The organism is Chelatococcus sambhunathii, from assembly GCF_001418005.1.
In the GTDB taxonomy this organism is placed as follows: Bacteria; Pseudomonadota; Alphaproteobacteria; order Rhizobiales; family Beijerinckiaceae; genus Chelatococcus_A; species Chelatococcus_A sambhunathii.
In genome coordinates, this window is record NZ_LIOL01000028.1 from 1 (window position 1) to 4,696 (window position 4,696).

At 62.8% G+C, this 4,696-nt stretch carries 6 protein-coding genes and 1 pseudogene; 5 read left to right on the forward strand and 2 right to left on the reverse strand.

Translation table 11 applies throughout. The features are described 5' to 3' along the window. Positions 1–432: pseudogene (locus ASC46_RS20555) on the reverse strand (hypothetical protein); the annotation flags it as partial. 11 nt (positions 433–443) lie between these two features. Then, positions 444–686, reverse strand: coding sequence for a DUF2188 domain-containing protein (locus ASC46_RS20560; RefSeq protein WP_045449871.1), 243 nt, complete (start codon positions 684–686; stop codon positions 444–446). A 95-nt stretch (positions 687–781) separates the two neighbouring features. On the opposite strand from ASC46_RS20560, the gene ASC46_RS20565 reads away from it, so the two are divergent. The 5 genes from ASC46_RS20565 to ASC46_RS20585 all read left to right on the forward strand — a co-directional run. Further along, a complete protein-coding gene (locus ASC46_RS20565; protein WP_055461142.1) occupies positions 782–1,144 on the forward strand; it encodes a helix-turn-helix domain-containing protein in 363 nt (120 codons plus the stop codon). Then, a complete protein-coding gene (locus ASC46_RS20570) occupies positions 1,144–2,076 on the forward strand; it encodes an ImmA/IrrE family metallo-endopeptidase (protein WP_072249664.1) in 933 nt (310 codons plus the stop codon). Before ASC46_RS20565 ends, ASC46_RS20570 begins: the two co-directional genes overlap by 1 nt. 413 nt (positions 2,077–2,489) lie before the next feature. Beyond that, the gene (locus tag ASC46_RS20575) at positions 2,490–2,999 is read left to right on the forward strand and encodes a DUF2924 domain-containing protein (protein ID WP_072249666.1); all 510 of its coding nucleotides are present in this window, start codon (positions 2,490–2,492) and stop codon (positions 2,997–2,999) included. Continuing rightward, positions 2,996–4,333, forward strand: coding sequence for a recombinase family protein (locus tag ASC46_RS20580; protein ID WP_055461145.1), 1,338 nt, complete (start codon positions 2,996–2,998; stop codon positions 4,331–4,333). Before ASC46_RS20575 ends, ASC46_RS20580 begins: the two co-directional genes overlap by 4 nt. Beyond that, the coding region (locus tag ASC46_RS20585) for a hypothetical protein (protein ID WP_055461146.1) at positions 4,330–4,696 on the forward strand (367 nt) is incomplete at its 3' end. The genes ASC46_RS20580 and ASC46_RS20585, both read left to right, overlap by 4 nt.

Below are 4,696 nucleotides of genomic sequence, written 5' to 3' on the forward strand. Positions count from 1 at the left end.
GGATGCCTCGTCCCGCCGCAGATCGAGGTTAGGCTCGCCGATGAACCCGTCCCAGCTCCGACCACGGCGCCGCTCATCGGTGTAACGGACCTCCTCGGCATGGCGGAACCGAACCGGTTCGTTCAGGAACATCCAGAGCGAACGCGCATGGCCATTTGCCAGATCATCGAGCACCATGCGGTCATCGATCACGCTGTAGAGTGCAGTCTGCCCCGCATCATCGGCCAAGGCACTCACACGCTCGGCGTCATTCACGATGCGGGCGCGGGCTTCGTCGTCCAATTCGTCGACGGCCCGCAAGGTGACGCGGGCGACTTCCGGCTCGGGCGCCTCCCAATCGACCTCGGTCGGAAGCTCGATGCCGGTGTGGTGGAAATAAGCCTGCAGCGACGAGGCAGGCATGTTGCGGATGAAACTCGTCACTGAGGCCATGGCCGATCTCCTTAGCCCTTGATGTTGCGGGGGTCGTTCCCGTGGGAATCGGACTGGCCGATCCGGCCGTCCTGGTTGTGGATCTTGAACTCCGTCCCGGCGTTGCGGCTGATCTCCCGCCCACGGTCGATCGCCTCCCGCTTCGTGTCGAAGTGCCCGCTGGCGCGCTCGGCGCCGCCGCGGCGGACATCCCATCCGCCATTGGGATTGGGGACCACGTGATGGGTGCCCGAACCGTTACCTGCTTTAGCCATGACGGCCTCCTGTCTCGTGAAAGCGCGAAAGTGGGTTCGTTACTACGAACTTGTGCGCAAGATAGGTATTGCAGGTGCGGCGTGTCAAGGACTAGATGTATCGCGATAACGAACCCGGCGGACAAACAGGAGAACACCCGGTGCCAACACCCTTGGGAGAGCGCGTTCGCGAGCTCAGACTGAAGCGAGGATTGACCCTGGAGGCGCTGGCCGAAAGGGTCGGATCCAGCAAGAGCTACATGTGGGAGATCGAGAACAAGGACGTCGCGCGCCCTTCGGCCGAGAAACTTGCTCTGATCGCCACCGCAATGGACACCACCGTAGAGTACTTGCTGGCAGGTGACGGAGAGAAGGAAGAAGACGCAGAGGACATCGCGTTCTTCCGAAAATACAAGAAGATGGATACTCCGTCGAAAGAGCGACTCCGTCGCATATTGGACGCGTTGGACGACGATTGATGAGCAATGGAAAGCGCAAATCCCCTCAACAAGAGGCGAACCGTCTTTCGATCCTGCTACGTCATGTTCTGGGAGAGGACCGCTTTCCGGTGGACGTCGAAGCGCTTGCCCGCGAGGTCTCCAAGAACAACGAGGATCCGATCACCAAGATCGTGGGCGGGGATCTGCCCGGCTTCGAGGGCATGCTCAGGCCACACAGGAAGAAGCCGGAATGGCACATCGTCTACAACGACGATCCGCGGTATCGGGGCCGGGTGCGGTTCACACTCGCGCATGAATTCGGTCATTATCTGCTGCACCGCCCGACCTTGACCGCCCAAGACTACAATTCGGGCACTCTCGATCGCGCTTGCGATTTCCAGTGCAAACCGCTGCTTCCCAATAGCTGGCAGGAGGAGGAGAAGCAGCGGGAGGAGGAAGCCGACACGTTCGCGTCTTTCCTGCTTATGCCGCTGGACGATTATCGGGCTCAGGTCGATGGACACGAGATGACCGTCGATCTCCTGAACCACGTCACGGATCGCTACGGCGTGTCGTTAATCGCCGCTTGCCGGAAGTGGATCGATTTCACGGATAGGCGAGCGGCGATGATCGTGGCGCGTGACGGCCACGCGAAATGGGGACGCGCCAGCAAAGCCGCCCTAAAGAGCGGGATCTTCATTAGATCGGGGATGCCGATCCCGGACGACGCGCTGGCCGCCATCGGCGCTGCCGAAAGAGGTTTCGTTTCGGACAGGCCAGTCGCCCGGCCGAACGGCGTCTGGAACTTCAGCCGCGGTACGGAGCCAGTGCGCGAATTGGCGATGGTATCCGAATTTCTCGACATGTCTCTGACCATTCTCCAGTTCGATGACGCCTTCGATGTTTGTGAGATCGAAGAGGATACGCCCTGGGACGCGTACGACCAGTTCACCCGCGATGATTCGAGGTAACGACCCGACAATGCTGCGGGCAGCGCCGCTCCGGGCGACTTGCACAGATGTTACGCTGGAAAGCCCTGACGAACGGCTTCGATCTACTTCCAATGATTCCGCTGTGGCGCGATAAGCCATTGAATCTTATTGCGTATCTTCGTTTTTCGACTACCGTTTCGTCAGTCATCCTCTATTGCGAACGGTCTCATGCAAGACGCCCGATCCGGTCCGAACCCTCTGTTGCCCGTCCGTCTGTCGGCGGGCGAACGCCTCGATGAACTCGCGGGCATTCTTGCCGCGGGGCTGAGGCGTATCCTGCCGGAACAGTCCAGTTCTTTATCTGCACCTGGCGAAGACAGTTCATTCGACATTCTCGCCCTCAAACGCCGTGTTGGTCGTCGCAAACCGAGCAACCGAGTTGGAGGGCAATAATGCCAGGGACAAAGAGAAAGACTGACGCCGCGCCATGGCAACCGGGCAACCGCGATGCGGCGGACGTGAGCGTGGTCACACAGCTTGCAGCGCTGAAGCGAATGACGGTGGTCGAGCTGAAGGCGAAGTGGGAAAGCCTCTTCGGCACCCCCGCTCCGAACAACAGCCGCAGTTACCTCGAGCTGAGGCTCGGCTACCGGGTCCAGGAACTGACCCTCGGCGGGCTGTCCCGCAAAACGTGGCGGACGCTGGACCTGCTGGCCGACGAAATCGAGGGCCGGGTTGGGCGCAAGACGATCATCGCGGATCGCCGCAACCCGGTGGTCGGCACCCGCCTCGTGCGTGAATGGGACGGGGTGGAGCACACCGTCACAGTGATGAAGGACGGCTTCGACTGGCAGGGGCGCAAGTTCAAGTCGCTGTCGGCGGTGGCGCGGGCGATCACCGGCACGCATTGGAACGGCTATCGCTTCTTCGGCCTCCGCGAGGCGCGGAGGGACGACCGATGAGCCGTCATCAGGAAGCCGTCGCGGTCGTTCCGCGCCGCCAGCGCTGCGCCATCTATACCCGCAAGTCGAGCGAGGAAGGGCTCGACATGGAGTTCAACAGCCTCGACGCCCAGCGCGAGGCTTGCGAGGCCTTTGTGACGAGCCAGAAGGCGGAAGGCTGGGCCACCATTCGCGAACGCTACGACGATGGCGGCTTCTCCGGTGGCACGCTGGAGCGCCCCGGCTTGAAGCGTCTCATTCAGGACGTCGAAGCCGGTCTGATCGATGTGATCGTGGTCTACAAGATCGACCGGCTGTCGCGCTCGCTGATGGACTTCGCCAAACTGGTCGAGATCTTCGACCGCAATCAGGTGACCTTCGTGTCGGTCACGCAGTCGTTCAACACCACGACCTCGATGGGCCGCCTGACCCTGAACATCCTCCTCAGCTTCGCACAGTTCGAGCGGGAGGTGATCGGCGAGCGCATCCGCGACAAGGTCGCGGCATCCCGCAAGCGCGGCATGTGGATGGGCGGTCACGTCCCGCTGGGCTACGACGTGCGCGACCGCAAGCTGGTCGTCAACGAAGCGGAAGCCGCGACGGTCCGGATGATCTTCGAGCGCTTCGTCGCCATCGGCTCCGCCACGACGCTGGCCAAAGCGCTCGCGGCCGAGGGCGTGCTGAACAAGCGCGGCAAGCCGATCGACAAGGGATTCCTCTACAAACTGATCAACAACCGGGTCTACCTCGGAGAAGCCGTCCACAAGGGCACGGCCTATCCCGGCGAGCACGAGGCCATCATCGATCAGGCCCTCTGGGACAAGGTGCACAGCATCCTGCAGGAGAGCCCGCGCCTGCGGGCGAAGAACACCCGCCGCCAGACGCCGGCCCTGCTGAAAGGGATCATCTTCACCGAGACAGGCACAGCGATGACGCCAACGGCGACGAAGAAGGGCACGCGCCTCTACCGCTACTATGCGTCGATGGACCTGATCCGAAACCGCCCGACCGGAGACGCCTCAGGGCCGCTGCGCTTGCCCGCCGGCATGGTCGAGGATGCCGTCGTCGGCGAAATCCGCCGCATGATCCGCGCACCCGAAGTCGCGGCGCGGACCATAAAGGCCCTTCGCGAAGAGAACTCGACCGTCGAAGAGAAGGCGGTCGTCCAGGCGCTCGGCGAGTTCGACCAGCTCTGGGCGGCGCTCTATCCGGCGGAGCAAACCCGCATCGTCCAGCTGCTGGTCGAACGGGTGACCGTCGGCGAAGACGGCATCGCCGTCGATTTGCGCCATGAGGGGCTGGGCTCGGTCCTGCGGGACATGATGGCCACCCGCCAGACGGAGGCCCACGCATGACCGACTCGACGAACATCATCCGCCTCATCATCCCCCTGACGATCCGCAAACGCAATGGGCGGCCGAAGATCCTCCCGCCCGACGAGGTGACAGTCCGGGACGGCCGGTCGCAAGACCCTCATGTGCTGCGCGCCATCGCCCGCGCTTGGAACTGGCGGCGGCAGCTGGAATCCGGTGCCGCTTCCACCATTCAGGATATCGCCGCGGCCGAGAAGGTCTCCGACCGGTTCGTGAGCCGCATGATGCGGCTCGCCTATCTGTCGCCGGAGGTGCTCGAACACCTCGTCATCAGGCGCGTACCACCGGCGCTTTCGCTGAACGACCTCGTCACAGTTGCCGATCGGCCGTGGGCGGAGCAGATGG

What these genes read in the sequence shown, in the direction of transcription:
- ASC46_RS20560 (WP_045449871.1), bottom strand. Translation starts at nt 686, where the DNA reads ATGGCTAAAGCAGGTAACGGTTCGGGCACCCATCACGTGGTCCCCAAT.
- ASC46_RS20565 (WP_055461142.1), top strand. Translation starts at nt 782, where the DNA reads ATGTATCGCGATAACGAACCCGGCGGACAAACAGGAGAACACCCGGTG.
- ASC46_RS20570 (WP_072249664.1), top strand. Translation starts at nt 1,144, where the DNA reads ATGAGCAATGGAAAGCGCAAATCCCCTCAACAAGAGGCGAACCGTCTT.
- ASC46_RS20575 (WP_072249666.1), top strand. Translation starts at nt 2,490, where the DNA reads ATGCCAGGGACAAAGAGAAAGACTGACGCCGCGCCATGGCAACCGGGC.
- ASC46_RS20580 (WP_055461145.1), top strand. Translation starts at nt 2,996, where the DNA reads ATGAGCCGTCATCAGGAAGCCGTCGCGGTCGTTCCGCGCCGCCAGCGC.